Source organism: Cupriavidus sp. WKF15, assembly GCF_029278605.1.
In the GTDB taxonomy this organism is placed as follows: Bacteria; Pseudomonadota; Gammaproteobacteria; order Burkholderiales; family Burkholderiaceae; genus Cupriavidus.
Map to the genome: position 1 here is coordinate 205582 of NZ_CP119572.1, position 20708 is coordinate 226289.

The window sequence follows — 20708 nt, forward strand, 5'->3', positions numbered from 1 at the left end:
TCCGACGCAGTGACGGCGCAGGCAATCGGGTCCAGCGGTACACGGTCCATCGGTAGCGTCGGGGTTCACGAACGATGCACCCAGGGTCGGCCACACCGCGTGGCTCCTTTTCTTGCGAAGCCTGGAAAATGACGGAAAGGCCGTTCTCCGGGCGTGTTGGGAGAATTCCATGGACGTCAACCAGAAACAAACCGTGATCGCCCTGAACCAGCTGATCGAGGTCGACAGGGACAGCGAACTGGCCTGCATGGCCGGTGCCCGCGACGTACGCAATGCGGAGCTTCGCGACATCCTGGCCAGTACCGCGGAAACCTGCCGCGCCTCGGCCAAGGAGCTGCAATCGATGGTCAGCGCCATGGGCGGCGAACCATCGGACCGGGGCAGCATGAACGGCATGTTCGCGCGTAGCTGGATGGCCTTGCGCCATATGCTCTCGCCGAACGATGACGATGCGCTGCTGGGGCTGTGCGAGCGTGAGGAAGAAACAGCCAGGCGCCAGTACCAGTCCGTTCTGATGAAGCCGCTTCCGCCGGAGACTACGGCCGCGGTCCAGCGCCAGTATGACGCGCTGCGCCTGCACCACGAGCGGCTTCATGCCATGCGCGGCATGCAGATCCACTAGCACCAGCGCTACCAGCGGATACGGTCGTTCTAGATCCGTATCGGGATGAAGAAGGGGCAGCCGGATGCCGCGGCTGCCCCTTCTTCTTTTCGCCTCGGGCCCAAGCCAGAGGACCCGTTCACAGCGATGAGTCGACCCCTAGTGCGAGTGCCCGTGCTCATGTCCCGCAGGCGCCGCCACCTCCAGCTCCGCCGCCGGTGATTTCAGGTCGCGCGTGGTCTGGCCATCTGCCGGCACCTGGGTCCATTCGGTCGTGCCGTTCTCGCACTCCTGCACCACCGGGAAGTACAGTTTGCCGCCCTGTTCGGGCAGTTTCATCAGCATCACGAACTCGTCGAAATGCGCGTCGGCCAGCGTGCCGCCGAACCAGCGCAGCGTGCGCACGTCCTCAGTCATCAGCTTGCCGTGGGATTGGACGGGTTTGGCCAGCGGCGCGCGCCTGACTTCCAGTTGCCAGCCGGCCTTGGGCTGCGGGTGCGCTCCCTGCACGCCTTCGGGAACGGTGACGGTGATGGCGCGCGTGGCGCTGCCGTTGCAGCCATGGCCGACCATCAGCGCGCCCTTGAAGTAGCTGCCTGCCGCGGCCTGCTTCTGTTCAAAGACGATATGGGCCGATGCCGTGGCGGACAGCGCCATCAGCGTGGCCGGCACCAGCCACAGGCGCGCGTGCCGCCACCGGGAAAGCAGGAAATGCATGGAGTCCTCCTTGTCAGCCCGCCAGTCTAGCGTTGCGCGCGGCGCCGCGCGCCGGCGCCCGATGCGGCGTAGTGCCGCAGCCGGCCAGGCCGGTCCCTATGTCAGCGCCTCATGTCAGGGCGTATCGGCGTGCCACTTGCCGGTAAGGTTGGTAAGCATTGGTAAGCACGCTGGCGCACACCGGCCCGGCGATGCGACCCTTGCGCACCTTGAGCCGAATGGCAAATGCGGTAGCCGCCGCATGCGAACAACCTACTGGCAGGAGGAAACATGGTGAAGACTCAATTCAGCCGCGTGGTGGTGGTAACCACCGGGCTGCTGACCGCACTCGCAGCAGCGACTGCCTTTCTGTGCGTGCGTCCGGCGGACGCAGCCGCAGGCGCGCCGAAGCACGGCACCCTGGGCGCCGCGGCCGTCGCCGCAGCTACGCTGGCACTGCAATCCGGGGAGCTTTTCACGCTGGCGGACCGCCACGCGAGCGACGCCTTGCGCGTCGTTGCGCAGGGCGACGGTCCCGACGGCGCCGGCGATGCGCTCGAGTGGGACTACGTGCAGCTTCGCCTGTAAGGGATCGCCGCGGGCTCAGCGCGACACCGGGCGCTTGCCCAGCTTGCGCTGCAATGTGCGCCGATGCATGTTGAGCGCGCGCGCGGTCGCGGAGATATTGCCGCCGTGTTCGTTCAGGACGCGCTGGATATGCTCCCATTCGAGCCTGGCCACCGACAGCGGCACCGGCTCTTCCAGCGCGGCTTCCGCCGCATCCTCCGAGATGCCTGCCATCAGCGCCGTGAGGATCGAGTCCACATTCGCGGGTTTGGCCAGGTATTCATCCGCCCCTTGCTTGACCGCGGCGACCGCGGTGGCAATGCTCGCGTAGCCGGTCAGGACCAGGATGCGCGCATCCGGCAGCGCCTGGCGCAGCGGCCCCACCAGCTGCAGCCCGGATTCGGCCGCGGCCGTGCTGCCTGCTTCAGGCGGCGGGCCCAGGTGCAGGTCCAGCGTGACATACGCGAACGCCGTGCGCGCGGCCAGCGCCAGCGCCGTGCTGCCGTTGTGCGCGACCTGCACGGCGTAGCCGCGGCGTGTCAGCGCGCGGGCCAGCGTGCCGGAAAAGACGGCGTCATCGTCGATCACCAGAAAGGGCGAGCCTGCCGGCGCGGTCGCTTCGGGAACCGGGTGGTGGGTAACGGTCATGACGGATTGACTGCAAGAGAAGGAGAGGCCGGCACGCGCAGCTCGGCGATGGTGCCGCCGCCGGGGCGGTCCTGCCACGCGAGCCCGCCGCCCATCTGACGCGCACCGCTCTGCGCCAGGTACAGGCCAATGCCCTGGCCGCCATGCGGGCTGGCCACGGGCGCCTCGCCCAATTGCGCGCGCAGCGCGGGCGGAATGCCGTCGCCGTGGTCGCTGACGCGGAACGCGAGGCTGCCCTGCTCGAGGTCAATATCCAGTCGCAGCGGCATCTGTGCATGGCCGGCCGACTGCTGGCTGCGCGCGGCGTTGTCGAGCAGGATGGTCAGGATCTGTCCCACGCGGGCGGGCTCGATGGCGAGTTCGCCAGCCTGCGGCGAGGCACTGGCCTGCAGCGTGGCATTGGGATGGCGCAGCTGCCAGCGCTCGGCGAAGCTGCCCAGCCAGGCATCGATACACTGCGGCTCCAGCGTGGCCGGATCCTCGCGCAGGCGCGCCAGGATCGTGCGGCACAGCTCCAGTTGCTGCTCGACCGTCAGCAGGTCTGGCAGGTAGTCGGCCACTGGCGTGGCGCCGCGCGCGCGGTCCGAGGCATCGCCGCGCAGTTCACCGGCGATGACCGCCAGCGTCGCCAGCGGCGTGCCGATCTCGTGCGCAACGGCTGCCGCCTGGGCGTTGAGGTCTTCCACGCGCGCTTCGCGCAGCAATTGCTCGCGTGCCAGGTGCAGTTGCGCCTCGCGCTGTCGCAGCACGCCGGAAAGCCGTGCCACGAACAGCGCGATCATCACCGCGCTGGCCACGAAGTTCAGCCACATGCCGGCGAGGTGGTAGTTCACCGCCTTGTCCGGGTCGTGCAGGTCCAGCGGCAGGTATTCGAACAGCAGCACTGTGTAGCAGGCCAGCGCGTAGCACGCGAGCGCCACCACCTGCCGCCACGGCAGGATGGCCGCGGCGATGGCCAGCCCCGGCAGGTAGAACGAGACAAAGGGGTTGGTGGCGCCGCCGGTATAGAACAGGATCGCCGACAGCGCGGTCAGGTCTACGAGGAACTGTCCCATCAGCTCGGCTTCGCGGGGCGCCGAGCCGTGGCGGGTGTGCAGCCGCAGGCGCAGGCCGGTCAGCACGTTGAACAGTGCCTGCAGCGCGAAGACCACCAGCAGGGGGCTGGTCGGCAGGGCGACGCCGATAATCGGCTCGCACGACATCAGGCCCAGTGCCTGCCCGGCCAGCAGCGCCCAGCGCAGCCAGAACAGCCGGCGCAGGCTTACCAGGCTGGGGCGCGCGGCCGGGGTCGCCGGAAGCGGCGGCGAGCTGGTCAGGACTGGCGGGTGGGTCGCGGCGGAGACGGCATGCATGCCGCGAGTGTATCAATGCGGCCCCCGGGCACCGCCAAGTGCGACACCTTGCCGCATTGGTTGCCCGGTCCCGGCGCTGCCAGACTATCGGGTTATCCGCGTCGCCGGCACCAGCCGTCGGCGGCATGGTCTAATGTCTGCTTTCGGGAGAGCCTCACATGCAAGCCAAATTCCGCGCGGCCACGCTGGCCGCTTCGTTCGCTCTGCTGGCCTCGGGCACCGCGCTCGCGCAGGTCGACGTCAGCAATGCCTGGGTGCGCGGCACGGTCCCGACCCAGACCGCATCGGGCGCCTTCATGGTGCTGCATGCGCATGAGAATGCAAAGCTGATCGGCGTGTCGTCGCCGGTCGGCGCGGCCGAGCTGCACGAGATGAAGATGGAAGGCAACGTCATGCGCATGCGCCAGGTCCAGTCGCTGGACCTGCCGAAGATGCAGGACGTGGAACTCAAGCCCGGCGGCTACCACGTGATGCTGACGGACCTGAAAGGCCAGCTCAAGAAGGGCGACACCGTGCCCATCACGCTGAAGATCGAGCAAGGCGGCAAGGTGATCGAGCAGAAGGTCAACGCCGAAGTGCGCGACATGGCCGCCAGCACGGCCAGCCAGAGCGGCCACGGCGATCACAAAAACTAAGCACGTCTGGACGGCGAGGTAGCAATGGCCAACAAGCAGCTTGGTACCCGCCAGAAGATGGTGTTCCGCGGCGGCACGGGCGCGCCGCCACCGCTGCGTGACAAGGGCGCCGGCCGCAAGCCGGGTCCGCCGCAAACGGTCAGCGCGGCAGGCAAGGCGCCGGTGCGGCGTCAGCCGCGCAAGCTGATTGGTTCGTCCGATTCCTGACTGGCCGCGGCAGCCTGCACGCGTTCGCGCAGCCAGGTATGGCCCGGATCGGCGTCCGTGCGGTCGTGCCAGATCATGCTGAAGGTGAAGTTCTCGAGCGCGAACGGCGGATCGAACACCGCGTAGCGCGGGTCTGCCTCCAGCGCCGCCAGGCTGCGGCGCGCCGTGGTCAGGACCAGGTTGGTACCCGCGATCAGCGCCGGCGCCACGCTCCAGTGCGGCACTACGCAGGCGATCTTGCGCCGTCCGCCAATTTTGGCCACGGCCGCGTCGATGGCATCGACGCGCTCGCTGTGCGTGGCTACCAGCACATGCGAACGCGCCAGGTAGGCCACCTGGTCCAGCCGGCCTGCGTCGCGCACTGTGGCCGCATCGACCGCGCACGCATAGCTTTCCTCGAACAGCGCGGCCGCGTGCACGTCTTCCGGCTGATGCGTGAAGACGCCCAGCGCCATGTCGATCTCGCCATCGGCCACCTGCGCGGTCATGGCTTCGCGGCTGGCCTGGGTCACCACCAGGTCGATATTCGGCGCCGCCTTGCGCACCGCGCGCAGCAGCCGCGGCAGCACCACCAGCGCGCCATAGTCCGACATGGCCAGGCGGAAGCTGCGGCGCGCCGTGGCCGGCTGGAATCCGCCCGGCCCGAGCAGGATGCGAACCTGCGCGAGCGCTTCGGCCAGTGGCCCGGCGATTTCATGGGCGCGCGCGCTCGGCACCAGGCCGCCTTTGCCGCGTACCAGGATGGGATCGTCGAGCAACTGGCGCAGGCGCCCGAGCGCGTGGCTGACCGCGGGCTGGCTCAGGTGCAGGCGCAGCGCTGCGCGCGAGATATGGCGTTCGGCCAGCAGTGCTTCCAGCACCACCAGCAGGTTCAGGTCGATTCCGCGTAGGCTATTCATTTTGAGAATAATAAACGTATGAAAGCAGAATTGGAAATTCATTCCGCGATATCTCACACTGTCAGGTATCGAATCTTGCCCTACGGAGTGCGCCATGCCTGGCACGACCTTACCCGCAAACCTGCTTCTCCCTCTTACCACCGCCATGCTGGCTGGTGCCGCGATCCCGTTCCAGGCGGGCGCTAACACCACGCTCGGCCGTGGGCTCGGGCATCCGCTCTGGGCCACCGTAGCGTCCCTGCTGGTCAGCCTTGCGGCGATCCTGCCGCTGCTGTGGTTCCTCAAGGTGCCGCTGCCCGCGCTGCCGCAGGCGGTTCGCCAGCCGCCGTGGATGTGGACCGGCGGCGTGCTCGGCGTGTTCTATATCACGACGGCGCTGCTCATGGCACCGCGTCTGGGAGCGGGGGGCTTTATTGCCGCGGTGGTCGCGGGTCAGGTGGCGGCGGCGCTGCTGGCCGATCACTTCGGGCTGGCTGGCTTTGCGGTGCGCGCGCTGACGCCGGCGCGCCTGGCCGGCGCGGCGCTGATCGTCGCCGGCATGGTGGTGATGCAGTGGAGTTCGGCGCACGACGCGCGGCCGCATGCGGCGCCGCCGCTTCAGTCCGGCGCCTGAGTTTCCGCCTGCCGCTTTTTCAGGCAGGCCGGGCACAGGCAATGCTGATCCGGCACGATCCTGCGCGCGGGCAGCAGCGGCTGGCTGGCGCACCAGCACTGGGGCAGTCCGGCCACGTAGCCGCACACGAAGCCCGCGCCGCACTCGCTGCAGTGTTCGACAGGACGAAGCTGGCCGGTGAGGACGGTGGATGGGTCGGTCATGACGGGTTCTGTGGCGGCTCATCGCCGTCCTGGCCCATGCGACGCATGGCCGTGCGCATCAGCCGCATCTGCGCGTCGAAGCGCGTGCAGGCCGCGCAGATCAGCAGATGGCCGCGCATGCGCAGGCGTTCCACCCAGCCTAACGGACGGTCCATGGCCTTCATGGTGAGGTGGTGGACCTCCTCGCAATCGGGCAGCAGGCGGTGAGGGCGTGGCGAGTCGGACATGGGTTCCTTGCGGGCGGGTCAGCGCGCCTTGCCGGCCTTGGGTGGCAGCCCGAACCAGTTCAGTTCCAGGCATTCGCGCAGGCGCATCCGGGCGCGGTACAGGATGACCCATACATTGGTCGCGCTGAGCTGCAGATCCTGACAGATTTCTTCGGTCTCGAGCTCCAGCCACTCGCGCATCATGAAAACGCGCGCTGTCTTCGCTGGCAGGCGATCGACGCAGGCCTGCAGCACCTCGAAGAACTCGCGCCGCTCCAACGTCCGGTCGGGGTCGCCCCAGTCGGACGGCATGTCCTGGTAGTGGCCGTTGCGGGTGAAGAGCGCGTCGAAGGCATCCTGCTCGGAGCGGGCCTCGCCGTCCTCGTCCGTGGCCAGGGCCAGGCGCACCTCGCGCCGGCCGCTGCGCAGCAGGTCGATGAGCTTGTGCTTGAGGATGCCGATCACGTAGGTCTTCAGCGCCGACTGGCCGGCAAAGCGCTCCGGATGTTCCAGCACGGCCAGCAGGGTGTCGGACACCGCATCCTCGGCCAGCGCCTCGTCGCGCAGCTGCAGCCGGGCAAAGCGCAGCAGGTGGGGGCGCAGGGACTCCAGGTCGGCGGTGTCGTGAGGCATCGGGGCGGCGTGGCGCGTGGGATTGGGGAGCTGTTGCGCAAAGATGACGCCGGCGCGCCATGTCGTGCCCCACGCGGCGCATCGGGCCGGCTTGTGCGGGGCCTCCGGGGCCGGCTGTCCGCGCGCCGCGCGGATTCTTGTAAAATCGGCGCCTGCCGTGGTCCTATGGCGCACTTTCGGGCGATCCCCGCGAGTTTCCCACAGGTTTGCGGCAGATTTGCCATCATACCTGTTGAATCTCACGGATGTCCCAAGCCATGAACGCCGACAACCCCGGACCTGCCGCGACTGCGGTGGCCGCCATTGCCCCCGCCCTCAAAGCCGAGATCCTCGCCGAGGCGCTGCCCTATATCCGCAAGTTCCACGGCAAGACCATCGTGGTCAAGTACGGCGGCAATGCCATGACCGAGGAAAAGCTCAAGCACGGCTTCGCGCGCGACGTGATCCTGCTGAAGCTGGTCGGCATGAACCCGGTGGTGGTGCACGGCGGCGGTCCGCAGATCGATGAAGCGCTGAAGAAGGTCGGCAAGGTCGGCACCTTCGTGCAGGGCATGCGCGTCACCGACGAAGAGACCATGGAAGTGGTCGAGTGGGTGCTCGGCGGCGAAGTCCAGCAGGACATCGTGATGCTGATCAACCAGTACGGCGGCCAGGCCGTGGGCCTGACCGGCAAGGACGGCGGCCTGATCCGCGCCAAGCGCCTGCAGATGCCGGACCGCGAAAACCCGGGCGCCTTCATCGACATCGGCTACGTGGGTGACATCGAGGCGATCAACCCGGCCGTGGTCAAGGCGCTGCAGGACGACGCCTTCATCCCGGTGATCTCGCCGATCGGCTTCTCTGACGACGGCCAGGCCTACAACATCAACGCCGACGTGGTCGCCGGCAAGATGGCCGAGATCCTCAAGGCCGAGAAGCTGGTGATGATGACCAACATCCCGGGCGTGATGGACAAGAAGGGCAACCTGCTGACCGACCTGTCCGCGCGCGAGATCGAGGAACTGTTTGCCGACGGCACCATCTCGGGCGGCATGCTGCCGAAGATTTCGTCGGCGCTCGATGCCGCCAAGAGCGGCGTGCATTCGGTGCACATCATCGACGGCCGCATCGAGCATTCGCTGCTGCTGGAAATCCTGACCGAGCAGGCGTTCGGCACGATGATCCGCTCGCACTGAGCGGCATCCACGGGGTGGCGCCTGCCCGGCGCCGCCCGATGTCTTCCCCCTCATTGCAATTCCACCAGTCCGGCGTGTCATCCAGTCTTCCCAATCCGCGCCGCGTCAGGGCGCGCCTGCGCCGGCGACCGGCTGGCGACCAGTCCGGCGGCACGGTGTGGCTGTTCGACCTGGACAACACGCTGCACGATGCCTCGCATGCGATCTTCCCGGCGATCAACCGGCTGATGACCGCCTATGTGGCGCGCGTGCTCGGCTGCGACGAGGCCACCGCCAGCCGCGTGCGCGTCGACTACTGGCAGCGCTACGGGGCGACGCTGCTCGGCATGATCCGCCACCACGGCGTGGACCCGGCGGATTTCCTGCGCGCCGCGCACGAGTTCCCGGAACTGGCCGACATGGTGCGCGTGCGGCCCGGGCTGGCCGCGCACCTGCGCCGGCTGCCGGGGCGCAAGATCCTCGTCACCAACGCGCCGCAGGACTATGCGCGCGCGGTGCTGGACATTGCCGGCATCGGCCATTGCTTCGAGCGCGTGGTGGCCATCGAGCAGATGTGGGTGCACGGGCACCTGCGCCCCAAGCCCGACCGGCGCATGCTGCGCCGCCTGCTGGCGCAGGCCGGCATTGCGCCGCACTGCGCCGTGCTGGTGGAAGACACGTTGTCACACCTCAAGCGCTACGCCGGCATGGGCATCCGCACCGCGTGGGTGACGGGCTACCTGCGCACGATCGCGCCTTCGCGCCCGCACGCGGCGCCCGCGCGCGAGACGGCCGGCAACCGCCGCGACGCCGCGGTGCGCTCGACGCTGGAGGCCGAAGACCGCCAGCACGCCAGCCATGCCGCGCAGGAGCACTCGGTGACGCTGGTCGCGGCCGAATCCCAGGTACCCCCCGCTGCCGGCGGCACGGCGCTGGCCCCGCAGTCACAGCCGGACCATGTCCCGCGCATGCGGGCACGCGTGCCGAACCGGCCAGCCTTTGTGGACATAAAAGTACAATCGATGCACCAACTACAACGCAGATTGCGGAGAACCGGGTCATGATGGAAAGCAACGGAACACCGCCGGAGGCGGTCCTGCCGGACGGGCAGGACGCCGCGCAGGCCGCCGAGACCGCGCCGCCGGCGCGCAAGCGCCCGCGTCCGGGCGAGCGCCGTGTCCAGATCCTGCAGACGCTGGCCGCCATGCTCGAGCATCCGCGCGGGGAAAAGATCACCACCGCCGCGCTGGCCGCGCGCCTGAGCGTGTCGGAGGCGGCGCTGTACCGCCATTTCGCCAGCAAGGCGCAGATGTATGAAGGGCTGATCGCCTTCATCGAGCAGACCGTGTTCGGCCTGATCAACCAGATCACGACCAACGAAGAACACGGCCTGCGCCAGGTGCAGGCGATCGTGCGCATGCTGCTGTCGTTCGCCGAGAAGAACCCCGGCATGACGCGCGTGCTGACGGGCGAGGCGCTGGTGGGCGAGCACGAGCGCCTGCAGGAGCGCATCAACCAGATGGTCGACCGGATCGAGGCGTCGCTGCGCCAGTGCCTGAAGATCGCCGTGACGCAGGGTGCGTTCCCGGCCGATGCCGACATCGCGCTGCGCGCCGCGCTGGTCATGGCCTACGTGCAGGGCCAGTGGCACCGCTATGCCAAGAGCGGCTTCCGAAAGTCGCCCGGCGAGCGCGCGGAAGCGCAGCTGCGCGTGCTGCTTGGGTAGTTCGCGTCACGCCGCGCCGTTTGCTCCGCGGTTTGCTCTATAATCTGCCGGTCGCGCCGATTTGATGACTGGCTTGCGGGCGCGCTGCAGCCGGATGGTCCCGGAAAATCCTGGATTCTCCGTCTGCGAATATAAATGCGGCTAAAGAGGTTGGGTCGGCGCCCCCAGGCAGTATCGGGATTCACGCCGGCACGCGGAATACCGCGAACGCCCGACTTGGCTGCGACGCTTCATACGCACTGCCGGTCGGGTTTTTTTATGCCTGCTCTATGTGGGCCGATTCCATGACTGATGTCGCCTTGCCGCCTGCCGCGCTCACGCTGCCGAATGATTCCGTCGGCGTCGTCACGCCGCAGCGCATGCATTTCCAGGAGCCGCTGAAGCTGCGCAACGGTTCGTCGATCGCCGGCTATGACCTGATGGTCGAGACCTACGGCACGCTCAACGCCGACCGCTCCAATGCCGTGCTGGTCTGCCACGCGCTCAACGCGTCGCACCACGTGGCCGGCGTCTATGCGGACGATCCGCGTGACGTGGGCTGGTGGGACAACATGGTGGGCCCGGGCAAGCCGCTCGACACCAACCGCTTCTTCGTCATCGGCGTGAACAACCTGGGCTCGTGCTTCGGCTCCACGGGGCCGATGAGCACCAACCCCGCCACGGGCGCGCCCTATGGCGCGATGTTCCCGGTGGTGACGGTGGAGGACTGGGTCAACGCGCAGGCGCGCGTGGCCGACGCGTTCGGCATCACGCAGTTCGCCGCGGTCATGGGCGGCAGCCTCGGCGGCATGCAGGCGGTGGCCTGGAGCCTGATGTACCCGCAGCGCCTGCGCCACTGCATCGTGATCGCGTCCACGCCCAAGCTGTCGGCGCAGAACATCGCCTTCAACGAGGTGGCGCGCAGCTCGATCCTGTCGGACCCCGATTTCCACGGCGGCAACTACTACGCGCATGGCGTGAAGCCCAAGCGCGGCCTGCGCGTGGCGCGCATGATCGGCCATATCACCTACCTGTCGGACGAGGACATGGCCGAGAAATTCGGCCGCGAACTGAAGTCCGAAGACATCCGCTTCTCGTTCGACGTCGAGTTCCAGGTGGAAAGCTACCTGCGCTACCAGGGCGACAAGTTCGCCGAGTACTTCGACGCCAACACCTATCTGCTGATCACGCGCGCGCTCGATTATTTCGACCCGGCGCTGGCCTACGGCGGCGACCTGACGCGCGCAATGGCGCAGACGCAGGCGAGCTTCCTCGTGGCGAGCTTCAGCACCGACTGGCGCTTCGCGCCGAACCGCAGCCGCGAGCTGGTCAAGGCGCTGCTCGACAACAAGCGCCCGGTCTCGTACGCCGAGATCGACGCGCCGCATGGCCACGACGCCTTCCTGCTGGACGATCCGCGCTACCACAACCTGATGCGTGCCTACTACGACCGCATCGCAGAGGAGATCGGCGCATGAACGCCCTGGCCAATCCGAACATCCTGGCGCTGCGGCCCGATTTCCGCGCGATTGCCCGCTGGGTCGAACCCAAGTCCACCGTGCTCGACCTCGGCTGCGGCGACGGCAGCCTGCTGCGCGTGCTGCAGGACGAACTCGAAGTGCAGGCCTACGGCATCGAGATCCGCGACGAAGGCGTGCTGTCCTGCGCGCAGAAGGGCGTCCATGTCATCCAGCAGAACCTGGAAGGCGGCCTGGCGCTGTTCGAGGACAAGAGCTTCGACACGGTGATCCTGTCGCAGACGCTGCAGACCATCCACAATACCGCGCAGGTGCTGCGCGACACGCTGCGCGTCGGGCGGGAGTGCATTGTCTCGTTCCCGAACTTTGGCTACTGGCCGCACCGACTGTCGGTGTTCCGCGGGCGCATGCCGGTGTCGGAATCGCTGCCGTACCAGTGGTACAACACGCCGAACGTGCGCGTGCTGACCATCAGCGACTTCGAGGCGCTGGCGCCCAAGGTGGGCCTGCGCGTGCTCGACCGCGTAGTCATGCACGAAGGCATCACCGTGAACTGGGGCGTGAACTGGCGCGGCAGCCTGGCGGTGTACCGGGTCTGCTCGGCCTGAGCGGACTGGCGTCAGGGAGCTGACGCCGTGTCGACCAGGTGGTCGACGAAGGCTCGCACCTTGGGCGGCACGTGCCGCGTGGGGGTGTACACCGCATAGGCGGTGCCGACATAGGGCTCCAGGATGTCCCAATCGTCTAGCACCGTGGCGAGCCGCCCGGCCGCCAGCCCGTCCGCGGCGGAAAAATCGGGCACCAGCCCGATGCCCGCGTCGCGTTCCACCATGGCAACGATCGCCACGCTGTTGTTGAGCGTGAAGCGCGGCGGGATGCGCACGGTGACGTCATCGCCCGAGGCCCTGTGCCGCAGCGACCAGCGCTCGCCGAACGCGCCATAGCCCAGGTACAGGCAGCGCGCGTGCGGCAGGTCTTCGGGCCGCCCCGGCGCCCCGTGCTCGCGCACCCACGCCGGTGACGCCACCAGCCGGTAGCGCACCTCGCGCAATGGCCGCGCCACCAGGCCCGGCGGCAGTTCGCGCGCAATGCGGATCGCCACGTCCAGGCCTTCTTCCACCAGGTCCACCATGCGGTCGGCCAGCGTCACCTGCAGCTCCAGCGCCGGGTAGCGCGCCAGCAGCGCCGGCAGGCGCGGTGCCAGCCAGGTCTGCCCGAACACGACCGGGGCGCTGATGCGCAGCACGCCATGCGGCTCGCCGGCATGGTCGGTGCCAAGCGCGGAGACCTCGCGCGCGGCTGCCGTCATGCGCGCGCAGGCTGCATAGACGGCATGGCCGAGTTCGGTCAGGGCAAAGGCCCGCGTGGTGCGCTGCAGCAGGCTTGCGCCGAGCGTGGCTTCCAGCCGCGAGACATGGCGGCTGACGGCCGACGCAGTCATGCCCAGGTCCCGTGCGGCGGCGGAAAAGCTGCCGCATTCCACCACGCGTGCAAACACCGTCATCGCGTTCAGTGATGCAGCCTGCATAACGGACTCCGCTTCTTGTGACTTGAAGTCAAATACTAATTGAGTTCCGGATGGATTGTTGACTGTCTGGCATGGTGGAACAATGCCGGCACGGATCCACCGGAGCATTTCATGACATCTGAACAAGCGGGCGCCGGCGGTACCTGGCGCATGGTTGCCGCGATGGCGCTGTCCGGCACCATCGGCTGGTTCGTGGTCACCAGCGGCCAGCCAACCATCGACGTGGTGTTCTTCCGCTGCCTGTTCGGCGGCGCGTCGCTGCTCGGCGTGCTGACGCTGCAGCGCGGCTGGGTGCGGCTCGGCAAGACGCGCCTGGGCTGGCTGGCGCTCGGCGGCGTGACGCTGATCCTCAACTGGCTGTGCCTGTTCTCGGCCTATGCCTACAGCGGGATCTCGATCGCCACCGTGGTCTATCACACCCAGCCGTTCTTCCTGTTGATCCTGACGGCCGTATTCCAGCGCGAGCCGTTTCCGTTTGGCCGGCTACCGTGGCTGCTGCTGGCATTCGCGGGCGTGATGCTGATTACCGGTCTGGAGCACGGTGCGCAGGGCCTATCCGTGCTGGCCGGGATCGGGCTGGCCATGCTCGCGGCGCTGCTGTACGCCATCACTACCATGGCGACGCGGCGGCTGCAGGGTATCCCGCCCGGCCAGATCGCCGGATTGCAGATGGTGATCGGCGTGCTTATGCTGGCGCCGCTGGCGCACCCGGCCGTGGCCAGCTTCGACGGGCGCGCATGGGGGGCGCTGCTGGCGCTTGGCCTGGTACATACCGGGTTCATGTACACGCTGCTGTATGGCGCCTTCCAGCGGCTGAACGTGGTGTCGATCGCGACGCTGTCGTTCGTCTACCCGCTGGTGGCCATTGTTATCGACGTGACGGTCTTCCATGTCGTGCTGGGCCCGCTGCAGCTCGCCGGCATGGGCCTGGTGCTGCTCGGCGTGATCGCGAACCAGCTTGGCTGGACGGTGCCGCTGCGGATCCGGGCCCGGGGCTGACGGCGGATTGGCATTGACGCGGACCCTGACTACGGCTAATGTAGGCAGCTATCGAACGACCGTGCTATTTGCCATGACTTCCGCGCCCCAGATTGTTATCGCCGCTGCCGCCGCCACGCTGCTGCATCCCTTTGACGACGCGCTCGTACTCGAGCCGGCCGGCGAGCATCGCTTCCTGGGCCGCACCACGCCGGCCTACTGGAACATGATCGGGCCGTTCGGCGGCATCACGGCGGCGACCTTGCTGCAGGCGGCCCTGCAGCATCCGCAGCGCCTGGGCGATCCGCTCGCGCTGACAGTCAACTTCGCGGGGCCGATCGCCGAAGGGCCGTTCGAGATCGAGGCGCGCCCCACGCGTACCAACCGCTCGACCCAGCACTGGCAGATCGAACTGCGCCAGGGCGACGCGGTGGCCACCACGGCCACCGCGGTGTTCTCGCTGCGGCGCGAGACGTGGTCGTGCGCGGAGGCGGTGCGGCCGGAAGCGCCTGCGGCCGATGAAGTGCCGGCCATGGCCGGGTTTGCGCCCGTGCGCTGGCTCAAGTCCTATGACATGCGCCCGTTCCGCGGCGCCAAGCCGACCACCGAGCCGGGCACGGAACACCCTGACAGCCTGACGCAATTCTGGCTGCGCGACGAGCCGGCCCGCACGCCGGACTTCGCCGCCGTGGCCGCATGGTGCGACAGCTTCTATCCGCGCATCTTTCTCAAGCGCGCCGGTTTCGTGCCGGCGGGCACGGTGTCGCTGACCACCTATTTCCATGCCGATGCGGCCACGCTGGCCGCGCTCGGCGACAGCCACGTGCTGTGCAGCGCGCGGGCCCAGGTATTCCGCCAGGGCTTCTTCGACCAGAGCGCGCAGGTCTGGAGCGCAGGTGGCGAGTTGCTCGCCACGTCGCACCAGATCGTGTACTACAAGGAATAAGTCAGGGCCGGGGTCAGGCGATCGCTTCGCGCGCCTGGGCCTCGTAGCGATGGACGGTGCGGCGCATGGCCCAGAGCAGCAGCACGCCGGGCAGCGCCACCAGCACTGTGCCGAGGTAGAAGGGCGCCCAGCCCCAAGCTTCGACCATGTAGCCGGAGGTCGGCCCGACGTAGACGCGGCCCACCGAAGCCAGCGCCGACAGCAGCGCGTACTGCGTGGCCGAGAACGAGCGGTTGCACAGCGTCATCAGCAGCGCCACGAATGCCGCCGTGCCCATGCCGCCGCACAGGTTCTCGATCGCGATGGTCGCGCCCATCGACCACAGGTGCGGCGGCGTCACGGCCAGGATCCAGTAGCCCAGGTTGGACACCGCCTGCAGCACGCCGAACAGCATCAGCGAGCGGTACAGTCCCAGGCGCACCATCAGCGTACCGCCGAACAGCGCGCCGACGATGGTCGCGGCCAGCCCCAGCGTCTTGTTGACGATGCCGACTTCGCCGGCGGAAAAACCGACGCCGCGGATCAGGAAGGTCGTGGACAGGCTGCCGGCAAACGCATCCCCCAGCTTGTACAACACGATCAGCAGCAACAGCGACCACGCGCCGGGGCGTGAAAAGAAATCGCGCAGCGGGCCCACGATGGCTTCTTCGAGCGAGCGCGGCGCGCGCGCCGGCACGTCGGGCTCGGGCGCCCACAGCAGCGTGACGATGCCGACGCCCATCAGGGCGGCCATCAGCAGGTACATCTGCGGCCAGCCCATCACGCGGTCCGCGAGCCACAGCGCGAGCCCGCCGGAGACCAGCATCGCCAGCCGGTAGCCCAGCACCTTGACGGCGGCGCCGGCGCCGCGCTCGGCCGGGCGCAGCACGTCGGTGCTGTAGGCGTCGAACACGATGTCCTGCGACGCGGACAGGAAGGCCACCAGCGTGGCCAGGGCCGCCAGCGTCCAGAGCGCTTCACGCGGCGGGCGGAACGCCATGGCGGCGATGCCGAGCACCAGGCCGATCTGCGTGACCAGCAGCCAGCCCTTGCGCCGGCCCAGGAGCGGCGGCGTGTAGCGGTCCATCAGCGGTGCCCACAGGAACTTGAAGATATAGGCCTGGCCGACCAGCGAGAAGAAGCCGATGGTCTTGATGTCGAGCCCTTCCACCGTCATCCACGCCTGCAGCGTGCCGGACGTGAGCGCCAGCGGCAGCCCGGAGGCGAAGCCCAGCGCCAGCATGGCGCCGATGCGGCGGTTGCGGAAGATGTCGAGGTAGTCCTGGAAAGTCATGGATGGCATGGGCGGATGGCGCCGCGCGGCTGCGTGGGCGCCGTGTATTATTGCATCACCCGTTTGCCCGCTCCTTGCCCGACTGCTCCCGGCTTTCCCTACTGCCCCCCAGGAACCGAACATGTCCCGCCGCCCGCCAGGTGTTCTGCGCCCTGTCCTGTCCCGCATGGCCTGCGCGCTGTCCGTTGGTGCGGCGATGACGGCGATGACGGTTGCGCCGCTGGCGCTGGCCCAGCAGGACGGACAGGAGGACGGCATTCGCTTGCGGCGCGGCGGCTCCGAGGTGCGCAAGATCGTGCCGGTCGAGGTGATCGAGCAGCAGGCCGCGCAGGAGTACGAGCAGATCAAGCAGGAGGCGATCGCCAAGCATGCGCTGGCCGGCGACAGCAATCCGCAGCTGCAGCGCCTGCGCGCGATCGGCAAGCGATTGCTGCCGGAAACCGCGCGCTGGAACGAGCGCGCGCGCCAGTGGCAGTGGGAGATCAACCTGATCGGCTCGAAGCAGGTCAATGCCTTCTGCATGCCGGGCGGCAAGATCGCGTTCTATACCGGCCTGCTCGACCAGCTCAAGCTGACCGACGACGAGATCGCCATGGCCATGGGCCACGAGATCGCGCACGCGCTGCAGGAACATGCGCGCGAGCGTGCCGCCAAGTCGGAAATCACCAACCTTGGCGCCAATGTCGTCTCGCAGCTGTTCGGCTTCGGCAATCTCGGCAATATGGCGCTCGGCACCGGCGCGCAACTGCTGACGCTGCGCTTCTCGCGCGCGGACGAGAGCGAGGCCGACCTGATCGGCATGGATATCGCGGCGCGGGCGGGCTATGACCCGCGCGCTGCCGTGACGCTGTGGCAGAAGATGGCCAAGGTCACGCAGTCCGGCTCCGAATTCCTGTCGACGCACCCATCCGGGCGCAGCCGCATTGCCGACCTGGAGAAGCACATGCCAGAGGTACTGCCGCTCTACGCGCGGGCCATCAACACCACCGTGGACCGCCTGCCGCCATATCGTGCCAACATGGCCAACCTTGGCGATGCGCCGGTCGATTCCGGCGACGACGACCGCCAGCGTCCGCTGAAACGCTGACCCCTTTCGCAGACAGCAAAAAAGCCGGCAATGCCGGCTTTTTTGATGGAACGGGAAGAGCGGTCAGGCCTGCAGACCGGTCGCCTCGTCGGCGCCCACATGCACGTTCATGCATTGCACCGCCGCGCCGGCCGCGCCCTTGCCCAGGTTGTCCAGGCGCGCGACCAGGTTCAGGCGCTCGGGCGTGCCGAACACGAACAGGTCGACACGGTTGGTGTCGTTGTTGGCCTGCACGTCGAGGAAACCGTCGTCGAGGTTGTCGGCGCCGTTGTACGGCAGCACGCGCACGAACTGCTCGCCTTCATAGTGTTGGCGATAGATGTCGACGATCTGCTCGGGGCTGACCTTGCGCGCCAGGCGGTCGGCATAGACCGGCACCGTCACGGCGAGGCCCTTGAAGAAGTTGCCGACGATCGGGTTGAAGATCGGTTCGGTTGCCAGGCCGCCCTGCACGCGCATCTCGGGCAGGTGCTTGTGCTGCAGGCCGAGCGCGTACGGGCGCGGGCTGTTCAGCTTCGGGTTACCGCCGGCCTCGAAGTCGGCAATCATTTTCTTGCCGCCGCCGCTGTAGCCGGTCAGCGAGAACGCCGAGACCGGATAGTCGCGCGGCAGCACGCCGGCATCCACCAGCGGGCGCACCGCCAGCACGAAGGCGCTGGCGTGGCAGCCCGGCACCGCGATGCGCTTGCTCGCGCGGATCTTCTCGCGCTGGCCTCGCACCAGTTCCGGCAGGCCGTAGGCCCAGCTGTCGGTGGTGCGGAACGCCGTGCTGGCGTCGATCACACAGGTATTCGGGTTGGTCACCAGCGACACGGCCTCGCGCGAGGCCACGTCCGGCAGGCACAGGAAGGCGACGTCGGCGGCATTCAGGAAGCGTGCTCGCTCGGCCGGATCCTTGCGCTTGTCATCAGCAATGCGCAGCAGGTCCACGTCGGAACGACCGGAAAGATAGTCAAGCAACCGGAGACCGGTAGTGCCTTCCTGACCATCGACGAACACTTTGAAAACCATGGCGGACTCGCTCTTTGAAATGCGGGAATGCGAAACGTCTCCTGCCGGGCGCAGGGGTAGGGTAGGAGCATACCATTGCTGGTTAGCTCCCCCCTAAGAACCGTACGTGCGAGTTTCCTCGCATACGGCTCAAGCCTTTCGAAGTATGTGACTAATCAAATACCGGCTTCACAACGGTTTTGCCGTGGTGATGGACTTGGTCATGACAACCTGGGTGGACTAGCACTCGATTCCCTAGAGCATTGGAGCCGCCAAGAACGCGCGGCACTATGTGGTGATCATCCCACTCCGTTTCTCTGGTGATCTTGCACTGACACACCGCACACAAGCCCCGCTGGGATGCGTACAACGTGCTCCACTGCTTCCGGTGCGCCATGTTTTCCAACATACGCTCCTGTCGCAATCGCTCGCCGTACAACTCCTGCGCTGGGTCAAAGGGGTGATAGCCCCCTCGGACCTTCGTATGCCTCCTGATTGGTGTACCCGAGACGGAATACAGTTCCAGCCAGAAAGAGTCGCCCTTCTTGTCCACTGCCGTGGTTCCAAACACCCAGTTCCGTTCTCCGATGGTGGCGAAGTACCTCTTTCGCACCCACTCGGCGTTCTTTCCTCGATGTCGCCTTTTTGCCCACCGCCATAGAGCTTGAAAAACCTGTCGCTCCAATTTGGTGAACGTCGCCTTTGCTACCACCGGGCTGTGATACTGCGCCCAGCCTCTTAGCATCGGGTTCAGCAAGCCGATCAGATCGTCCTGCCTTGCCCCTTTGTTGACGCTGATAACCTCCTTCACCGCGCGGTAGAACGTCTGCACGTTCTTCTTGCTTGGCTTGATGAGCAGCTTTCCCGAGTACTTCCGGAAATTCCACCCAAGGAAGTCGAAGCCCTTGGCAATGTGCGTGATTCGCGTTTTCTCCGCAGATAGTGACAGTCCTCGTATAGCTAGGAACCGTTCTATCCACGGCTTCACCTCGCTTTCTAGAACCTCCGGCGTACCGCCGGTGATCACGAAGTCGTCCGCGTACCGTACAACATTGATTTTGTGCCTCTTCGTCTTCGCGACGCCTAATGTCGTTCGTAGGAACTCCATCAGTTGCCGTTCCAATCCATTCAGCGCCACGTTTGCCAGAGTTGGGGAGATGATGCCTCCCTGTGGTGTTCCAGCATCGGTCGCCTGAAACTGGCCCTGAAATACCACGCCAGCTTTCAGCCACTTCCGAAGGATTGCTTTGTCCGTTGGGACATTGCGCTCCAGCCAGTCGTGGCTGATATGGTCAAAGCATCCTTTGATGTCTGCCTCCAGTACCCATTGGGCCGAAGCCTTTTGAGATAGGGAGACAAACAACTGGGACATGGCATCCGCAGTGGAGCGATTGATCCGGAACCCATAGGAGTTCGGATCGCTCGTCCCTTCGGACACCGGTTCCACCGCCAGCAGATACAGCGCTTGCATGGCTCGGTCCAACATGGTCGGAATGCCCAGAGGGCGCTTCTTCCCATTGGCTTTCGGGATATAAACCCTCCGTAATGGCAGTGGCCTGTACCCCCGACGCTTCAACCTCCCGATGGCTTCCCACCGGGCTTCAGGAGAGTCCCACGTTACGCGATCTACACCTGCCGTCCGCGCACCTTGGTTCATCGCCACTCGTCGCACCGCCGATGCCTTGGCGGACCACGAGCGGGTCAGGGACCGTTGCAAGGCTTTCACCCTGCGCCAATCCCCTTCCTGTGTTGCCTTCGCAATTCGAATCTGCATCTCTCGGACGTTCCGCTCCACGCGGCGCCAATCAATGGCGCCCCAGGTCTGCGGCATGCCGGAGAGCGCAGATTCATCCTTGCGGATCAATGCTTCCATGCTGCTCTCCTATCTTGAGGATCTTCCCCAACATCAAGAGGCAGCACGCCCCTTGAGGGACGTGTTGCCCCTCAAGGGAAGAAAAATTAAACAAGCGAGATCAGTCAGCCGTCTTGCGACGATTGACCAGTTGGAAGTCTGCCCGCTTTCGCGTGAGATGATGTCTCAACCCCTATCCGGATCATTACAACCCGGCATTCGCTTTCTCCAACCTCCCATACCCGCACAGCCAACAGCGTTCCTTGCGGTTCGCCTGCCGGAGCCAAACTGCGCGCCGGCAGCCATACGGGCTTACCACGTTCCCTGCGCATTACACGACTGGGTTAGAGCCTACCTCTTCACCGGTGGTCTCATGACGACGTATCCCGAGTTCGCAACGGGATATCCGACCACACACCTTTTGGTTAGTGCCTGTCATCAGCTTTGGCACTGCAAT

General features: G+C 66.7%; 24 protein-coding genes. 13 read left to right on the forward strand and 11 right to left on the reverse strand.

Annotated elements, in window-relative coordinates:
• Positions 1–169: 169 nt before the first annotated feature.
• Positions 170–622, forward strand: coding sequence for a PA2169 family four-helix-bundle protein (locus CupriaWKF_RS00930; RefSeq protein WP_276099184.1), 453 nt, complete (start codon positions 170–172; stop codon positions 620–622).
• Between the two features lie 138 nt (positions 623–760).
• On the opposite strand, the gene CupriaWKF_RS00935 is transcribed toward CupriaWKF_RS00930, so the two are convergent.
• Entirely contained in the window at positions 761–1318 is a 558-nt protein-coding gene (locus CupriaWKF_RS00935) for a YcnI family protein (protein WP_276099185.1), read from the reverse strand.
• A 270-nt stretch (positions 1319–1588) separates the two neighbouring features.
• On the opposite strand from CupriaWKF_RS00935, the gene CupriaWKF_RS00940 reads away from it, so the two are divergent.
• Positions 1589–1885, forward strand: coding sequence for a hypothetical protein (locus CupriaWKF_RS00940; protein ID WP_276099186.1), 297 nt, complete (start codon positions 1589–1591; stop codon positions 1883–1885).
• A gap of 15 nt (positions 1886–1900) precedes the next feature.
• Here the strand turns inward: CupriaWKF_RS00940 and CupriaWKF_RS00945 are convergent, their stop codons facing one another.
• Together CupriaWKF_RS00945 and CupriaWKF_RS00950 are read right to left on the reverse strand one after the other, a co-directional pair.
• Positions 1901–2512 carry a response regulator transcription factor gene (locus tag CupriaWKF_RS00945; protein WP_276099187.1) on the reverse strand — a complete coding sequence of 204 codons (612 nt, stop codon included), beginning with the start codon at positions 2510–2512 and terminating at the stop codon, positions 1901–1903.
• Positions 2509–3864: an ATP-binding protein gene (locus CupriaWKF_RS00950; RefSeq protein ID WP_276099188.1), complete on the reverse strand. Its 1356-nt coding sequence runs from the start codon at positions 3862–3864 to the stop codon at positions 2509–2511. Before CupriaWKF_RS00950 ends, CupriaWKF_RS00945 begins: the two co-directional genes overlap by 4 nt.
• Before the next feature lie 158 nt (positions 3865–4022).
• Here CupriaWKF_RS00950 and CupriaWKF_RS00955 point away from each other — a divergent pair, with 158 nt between their 5' ends.
• Complete coding sequence (locus CupriaWKF_RS00955; protein WP_276099189.1) at positions 4023–4499, forward strand: copper chaperone PCu(A)C; 477 nt, start codon at positions 4023–4025, stop codon at positions 4497–4499.
• Positions 4500–4523: 24 nt separating this feature from the next.
• Positions 4524–4706, forward strand: coding sequence for a hypothetical protein (locus tag CupriaWKF_RS00960; RefSeq protein WP_276099190.1), 183 nt, complete (start codon positions 4524–4526; stop codon positions 4704–4706).
• On the opposite strand, the gene CupriaWKF_RS00965 is transcribed toward CupriaWKF_RS00960, so the two are convergent.
• Entirely contained in the window at positions 4670–5605 is a 936-nt protein-coding gene (locus CupriaWKF_RS00965) for a LysR family transcriptional regulator (protein ID WP_276099191.1), read from the reverse strand. The genes CupriaWKF_RS00960 and CupriaWKF_RS00965 overlap by 37 nt on opposite strands.
• Before the next feature lie 94 nt (positions 5606–5699).
• Between CupriaWKF_RS00965 and CupriaWKF_RS00970 the strand changes: the two genes are divergently transcribed.
• On the forward strand, positions 5700–6218 hold the full coding sequence (locus CupriaWKF_RS00970; RefSeq protein WP_276099192.1) for a DMT family transporter: 519 nt from the start codon (positions 5700–5702) through the stop codon (positions 6216–6218).
• Here the strand turns inward: CupriaWKF_RS00970 and CupriaWKF_RS00975 are convergent.
• The 3 genes from CupriaWKF_RS00975 to CupriaWKF_RS00985 are packed head-to-tail and all read right to left on the reverse strand — an operon-like array spanning position 6203 to position 7260.
• On the reverse strand, positions 6203–6421 hold the full coding sequence (locus CupriaWKF_RS00975) for a cysteine-rich CWC family protein (RefSeq protein ID WP_276099193.1): 219 nt from the start codon (positions 6419–6421) through the stop codon (positions 6203–6205). The genes CupriaWKF_RS00970 and CupriaWKF_RS00975 overlap by 16 nt on opposite strands.
• Positions 6418–6648 (reverse strand): zf-HC2 domain-containing protein, encoded by a 231-nt coding sequence (locus tag CupriaWKF_RS00980; protein ID WP_276099194.1) that lies wholly within the window; start codon positions 6646–6648, stop codon positions 6418–6420. Before CupriaWKF_RS00980 ends, CupriaWKF_RS00975 begins: the two co-directional genes overlap by 4 nt.
• A gap of 18 nt (positions 6649–6666) precedes the next feature.
• The gene (locus tag CupriaWKF_RS00985) at positions 6667–7260 is read right to left on the reverse strand and encodes a sigma-70 family RNA polymerase sigma factor (protein WP_276099195.1); all 594 of its coding nucleotides are present in this window, start codon (positions 7258–7260) and stop codon (positions 6667–6669) included.
• A gap of 257 nt (positions 7261–7517) precedes the next feature.
• Here CupriaWKF_RS00985 and argB point away from each other — a divergent pair, with 257 nt between their 5' ends.
• The 5 genes from argB to metW all read left to right on the forward strand — a co-directional run bounded on the left by argB (position 7518) and on the right by metW (position 12205).
• On the forward strand, positions 7518–8435 hold the full coding sequence (argB, locus tag CupriaWKF_RS00990; RefSeq protein ID WP_039008462.1) for an acetylglutamate kinase: 918 nt from the start codon (positions 7518–7520) through the stop codon (positions 8433–8435).
• A gap of 38 nt (positions 8436–8473) precedes the next feature.
• The gene (locus CupriaWKF_RS00995; RefSeq protein WP_276099196.1) at positions 8474–9478 is read left to right on the forward strand and encodes a pyrimidine 5'-nucleotidase; all 1005 of its coding nucleotides are present in this window, start codon (positions 8474–8476) and stop codon (positions 9476–9478) included.
• Positions 9475–10140 carry a nucleoid occlusion factor SlmA gene (slmA, locus tag CupriaWKF_RS01000; protein WP_276099197.1) on the forward strand — a complete coding sequence of 222 codons (666 nt, stop codon included), beginning with the start codon at positions 9475–9477 and terminating at the stop codon, positions 10138–10140. Before CupriaWKF_RS00995 ends, slmA begins: the two co-directional genes overlap by 4 nt.
• A 284-nt stretch (positions 10141–10424) precedes the next feature.
• On the forward strand, positions 10425–11597 hold the full coding sequence (locus tag CupriaWKF_RS01005; protein WP_276099198.1) for a homoserine O-acetyltransferase: 1173 nt from the start codon (positions 10425–10427) through the stop codon (positions 11595–11597).
• Positions 11594–12205 (forward strand): methionine biosynthesis protein MetW, encoded by a 612-nt coding sequence (gene metW / locus CupriaWKF_RS01010; RefSeq protein WP_276099199.1) that lies wholly within the window; start codon positions 11594–11596, stop codon positions 12203–12205. The genes CupriaWKF_RS01005 and metW overlap by 4 nt, the downstream gene beginning before the upstream one ends.
• A gap of 11 nt (positions 12206–12216) precedes the next feature.
• Here the strand turns inward: metW and CupriaWKF_RS01015 are convergent, their stop codons facing one another.
• Positions 12217–13125: a LysR family transcriptional regulator gene (locus CupriaWKF_RS01015; RefSeq protein WP_276099200.1), complete on the reverse strand. Its 909-nt coding sequence runs from the start codon at positions 13123–13125 to the stop codon at positions 12217–12219.
• A gap of 111 nt (positions 13126–13236) precedes the next feature.
• Between CupriaWKF_RS01015 and CupriaWKF_RS01020 the strand changes: the two genes are divergently transcribed.
• Positions 13237–14124: a DMT family transporter gene (locus CupriaWKF_RS01020; RefSeq protein ID WP_276099201.1), complete on the forward strand. Its 888-nt coding sequence runs from the start codon at positions 13237–13239 to the stop codon at positions 14122–14124.
• 73 nt (positions 14125–14197) lie between these two features.
• Positions 14198–15049, forward strand: coding sequence for a thioesterase family protein (locus CupriaWKF_RS01025; RefSeq protein WP_276099202.1), 852 nt, complete (start codon positions 14198–14200; stop codon positions 15047–15049).
• A 13-nt stretch (positions 15050–15062) separates the two neighbouring features.
• On the opposite strand, the gene CupriaWKF_RS01030 is transcribed toward CupriaWKF_RS01025, so the two are convergent.
• Complete coding sequence (locus CupriaWKF_RS01030) at positions 15063–16322, reverse strand: muropeptide transporter (RefSeq protein ID WP_276100876.1); 1260 nt, start codon at positions 16320–16322, stop codon at positions 15063–15065.
• Between the two features lie 121 nt (positions 16323–16443).
• On the opposite strand from CupriaWKF_RS01030, the gene CupriaWKF_RS01035 reads away from it, so the two are divergent.
• Positions 16444–17409 carry a M48 family metallopeptidase gene (locus CupriaWKF_RS01035; RefSeq protein WP_276099203.1) on the forward strand — a complete coding sequence of 322 codons (966 nt, stop codon included), beginning with the start codon at positions 16444–16446 and terminating at the stop codon, positions 17407–17409.
• Positions 17410–17472: 63 nt separating this feature from the next.
• Here the strand turns inward: CupriaWKF_RS01035 and argC are convergent, their stop codons facing one another.
• Together argC and ltrA are read right to left on the reverse strand one after the other, a co-directional pair.
• Positions 17473–18420: an N-acetyl-gamma-glutamyl-phosphate reductase gene (gene argC, locus CupriaWKF_RS01040; protein WP_276099204.1), complete on the reverse strand. Its 948-nt coding sequence runs from the start codon at positions 18418–18420 to the stop codon at positions 17473–17475.
• 151 nt (positions 18421–18571) lie between these two features.
• Positions 18572–20272 carry a group II intron reverse transcriptase/maturase gene (gene ltrA / locus CupriaWKF_RS01045; RefSeq protein WP_276099205.1) on the reverse strand — a complete coding sequence of 567 codons (1701 nt, stop codon included), beginning with the start codon at positions 20270–20272 and terminating at the stop codon, positions 18572–18574.
• Between the last annotated feature and the right edge of the window lie 436 nt (positions 20273–20708).

What these genes read in the sequence shown, in the direction of transcription:
- CupriaWKF_RS00930 (WP_276099184.1), top strand. Translation starts at nt 170, where the DNA reads ATGGACGTCAACCAGAAACAAACCGTGATCGCCCTGAACCAGCTGATC.
- CupriaWKF_RS00935 (WP_276099185.1), bottom strand. Translation starts at nt 1,318, where the DNA reads ATGCATTTCCTGCTTTCCCGGTGGCGGCACGCGCGCCTGTGGCTGGTG.
- CupriaWKF_RS00940 (WP_276099186.1), top strand. Translation starts at nt 1,589, where the DNA reads ATGGTGAAGACTCAATTCAGCCGCGTGGTGGTGGTAACCACCGGGCTG.
- CupriaWKF_RS00945 (WP_276099187.1), bottom strand. Translation starts at nt 2,512, where the DNA reads ATGACCGTTACCCACCACCCGGTTCCCGAAGCGACCGCGCCGGCAGGC.
- CupriaWKF_RS00950 (WP_276099188.1), bottom strand. Translation starts at nt 3,864, where the DNA reads ATGCATGCCGTCTCCGCCGCGACCCACCCGCCAGTCCTGACCAGCTCG.
- CupriaWKF_RS00955 (WP_276099189.1), top strand. Translation starts at nt 4,023, where the DNA reads ATGCAAGCCAAATTCCGCGCGGCCACGCTGGCCGCTTCGTTCGCTCTG.
- CupriaWKF_RS00960 (WP_276099190.1), top strand. Translation starts at nt 4,524, where the DNA reads ATGGCCAACAAGCAGCTTGGTACCCGCCAGAAGATGGTGTTCCGCGGC.
- CupriaWKF_RS00965 (WP_276099191.1), bottom strand. Translation starts at nt 5,605, where the DNA reads ATGAATAGCCTACGCGGAATCGACCTGAACCTGCTGGTGGTGCTGGAA.
- CupriaWKF_RS00970 (WP_276099192.1), top strand. Translation starts at nt 5,700, where the DNA reads ATGCCTGGCACGACCTTACCCGCAAACCTGCTTCTCCCTCTTACCACC.
- CupriaWKF_RS00975 (WP_276099193.1), bottom strand. Translation starts at nt 6,421, where the DNA reads ATGACCGACCCATCCACCGTCCTCACCGGCCAGCTTCGTCCTGTCGAA.
- CupriaWKF_RS00980 (WP_276099194.1), bottom strand. Translation starts at nt 6,648, where the DNA reads ATGTCCGACTCGCCACGCCCTCACCGCCTGCTGCCCGATTGCGAGGAG.
- CupriaWKF_RS00985 (WP_276099195.1), bottom strand. Translation starts at nt 7,260, where the DNA reads ATGCCTCACGACACCGCCGACCTGGAGTCCCTGCGCCCCCACCTGCTG.
- argB (WP_039008462.1), top strand. Translation starts at nt 7,518, where the DNA reads ATGAACGCCGACAACCCCGGACCTGCCGCGACTGCGGTGGCCGCCATT.
- CupriaWKF_RS00995 (WP_276099196.1), top strand. Translation starts at nt 8,474, where the DNA reads ATGTCTTCCCCCTCATTGCAATTCCACCAGTCCGGCGTGTCATCCAGT.
- slmA (WP_276099197.1), top strand. Translation starts at nt 9,475, where the DNA reads ATGATGGAAAGCAACGGAACACCGCCGGAGGCGGTCCTGCCGGACGGG.
- CupriaWKF_RS01005 (WP_276099198.1), top strand. Translation starts at nt 10,425, where the DNA reads ATGACTGATGTCGCCTTGCCGCCTGCCGCGCTCACGCTGCCGAATGAT.
- metW (WP_276099199.1), top strand. Translation starts at nt 11,594, where the DNA reads ATGAACGCCCTGGCCAATCCGAACATCCTGGCGCTGCGGCCCGATTTC.
- CupriaWKF_RS01015 (WP_276099200.1), bottom strand. Translation starts at nt 13,125, where the DNA reads ATGCAGGCTGCATCACTGAACGCGATGACGGTGTTTGCACGCGTGGTG.
- CupriaWKF_RS01020 (WP_276099201.1), top strand. Translation starts at nt 13,237, where the DNA reads ATGACATCTGAACAAGCGGGCGCCGGCGGTACCTGGCGCATGGTTGCC.
- CupriaWKF_RS01025 (WP_276099202.1), top strand. Translation starts at nt 14,198, where the DNA reads ATGACTTCCGCGCCCCAGATTGTTATCGCCGCTGCCGCCGCCACGCTG.
- CupriaWKF_RS01030 (WP_276100876.1), bottom strand. Translation starts at nt 16,322, where the DNA reads ATGACTTTCCAGGACTACCTCGACATCTTCCGCAACCGCCGCATCGGC.
- CupriaWKF_RS01035 (WP_276099203.1), top strand. Translation starts at nt 16,444, where the DNA reads ATGTCCCGCCGCCCGCCAGGTGTTCTGCGCCCTGTCCTGTCCCGCATG.
- argC (WP_276099204.1), bottom strand. Translation starts at nt 18,420, where the DNA reads ATGGTTTTCAAAGTGTTCGTCGATGGTCAGGAAGGCACTACCGGTCTC.
- ltrA (WP_276099205.1), bottom strand. Translation starts at nt 20,272, where the DNA reads ATGGAAGCATTGATCCGCAAGGATGAATCTGCGCTCTCCGGCATGCCG.